Annotated in this window: 1 protein-coding gene and 1 tRNA gene; one reads left to right on the forward strand and one right to left on the reverse strand. The window is 60.3% G+C overall.

The features are described 5' to 3' along the window. Window positions 1-157: 157 nt before the first annotated feature. Window positions 158-234, reverse strand: a tRNA-Arg gene (locus tag BQ17_RS12990). A gap of 426 nt (window positions 235-660) precedes the next feature. On the opposite strand from BQ17_RS12990, the gene BQ17_RS22710 reads away from it, so the two are divergent. Then, window positions 661-1,113 (forward strand): c-type cytochrome, encoded by a 453-nt coding sequence (locus BQ17_RS22710; RefSeq protein WP_218068262.1) that lies wholly within the window; start codon window positions 661-663, stop codon window positions 1,111-1,113. The last annotated feature ends 625 nt before the right edge of the window (window positions 1,114-1,738 follow it).

Here is a 1,738-nt window from a genome sequence, read left to right on the forward strand (position 1 = left end):
GCCCTGAAGGTGCATGTGGTCAAACCGAACGAGACCCTCTATGGGGTGTCCACATACTACAAGATGTCCGTTGCCGAGCTGCGGCGTCTCAACCGGATGGGACCGGGCGACACCAATATCCGTCCCGGCCAGCGGCTGCGCGTGAGTGGCTGAGAGATGGCGCGCCCGAGAGGATTCGAACCTCTGACCTCTGCCTCCGGAGGGCAGCGCTCTATCCGGCTGAGCTACGGGCGCGAAACGAGGGGAAGATCGGATCCCGAACGGCGTTCGGTATCCATTGGGATCCGAAAGCTAGGATACCGACTCTTCCGGGATCCGTCTACGCCTGACATGGCTGTCCGGGTAGTGGTAAATTCTTAAGTGGTCAGCGTAGACAGGCTCTCTCCCGGCGGGAGAGGGGCGAAACTCGTAGGTTGGGCAAAGCCGGTAGGATGTGGTGAGCGCCTGCCTACCGCCCCAGGAGAGTGTCGCAAAAGGCACCGATCTTCGCCGCCCTTTGACCCCCTCTCCCCAACCCTTCTCCCGACGGGAGAGGGGCTTTTGCGACACCCTCCCCAGAGACGGGGCAGGTAGGCAGCGAACCGCATCTTTGGGCGGCGGCGTGCCCAACAAATCATTTAAATATTAACCACTACCAGGGTTTTGTTTCGGGAATAAGGAGTGAGCGGGTACCGGAAGCGGGGGTCTAAGACCGGGCTGTGGGGCCTGATCGGGATCGCGGTCCTGGCCGCGATCAGCTATGCCCTGATCGGGGGATGGTTCTCCAACGATCGTGATCCAGATCCGCCGGCGCAGATCCCCGGCGACGCCATCGCTCCGGCTGTGGATGCAGATCCCACCGGCATGGCCGTCTACAATAAGGCCTGCGTCGCTTGCCACGGTACCGGCGTAGCCAATGCGCCCAAGCTCGGCGACCAGGCCGCTTGGCAACTGCGTATGGCCCAAGGTAGCGACCGGCTCCTGGAGACCTCGATTGCCGGCAAGGGGGCCATGCCCCCCCGCGGCACCTGCGCGGATTGCTCCGACGACGACCTCAAGGCCGCTATCGAGTATATGCTGGTCCAGGTCGGTTACGAACCGGCTGCCTCTCCGCGTACCGGCGATACCCCTTAATCGCCGACGACCTGCCCGATAACCTCTGGCTCCCACGTTCCAGGCTCGTTTCCAGGCTGGAGTGTGGGAGCCGGAGACCATAGGGAGCTGTCATCCCGAGCGTAGCGAGGGATCCTTGTCCCGAGCAGAGCGAGGGATCCTAAGATTCCTCGCTACGCTCGGAATGACAAGTTTCTGTCGTCCGCTATGCAAACCTGTGGGGTGTTGCAGTTATTCCTTTGGCCCCCACGCTCCAGAGACTGTGAAAGTATTCCTGGATTTTCAGACATGAAGGGACAGGAGGACATAATTTCGCAGAATTTGGCAGAAAATCTTTCTCTTCCTCCCACATGGTATAGGAGTTAGCGTGGAATATGACAGCCTCACCCCACCACTTCCGGGGGAAACGAATTCTTTCATAGTCTCTCCAACGTGGGAGCCGGGTGAGGGGCACGGCGTCGAACGCGGCGTAACGCAACACAACGCCTTCTCAGGCAGTAGGCATGGTATTTGGTGGGCATAGCCCTATTGGTGGGCGCAACCCTATTGGTGGGCGCGGCCCACCTTCTTGTGCCCGACATGGGCATGTACTTGTTACCTGAGAGGAGGTAACCGCGAAGAGTGACGAGAAGCGTAGTGAAGCCCA

This window comes from Candidatus Thiosymbion oneisti, from assembly GCF_900092655.1.
Taxonomy (GTDB): domain Bacteria; phylum Pseudomonadota; class Gammaproteobacteria; order Chromatiales; family Chromatiaceae; genus Thiosymbion; species Thiosymbion oneisti.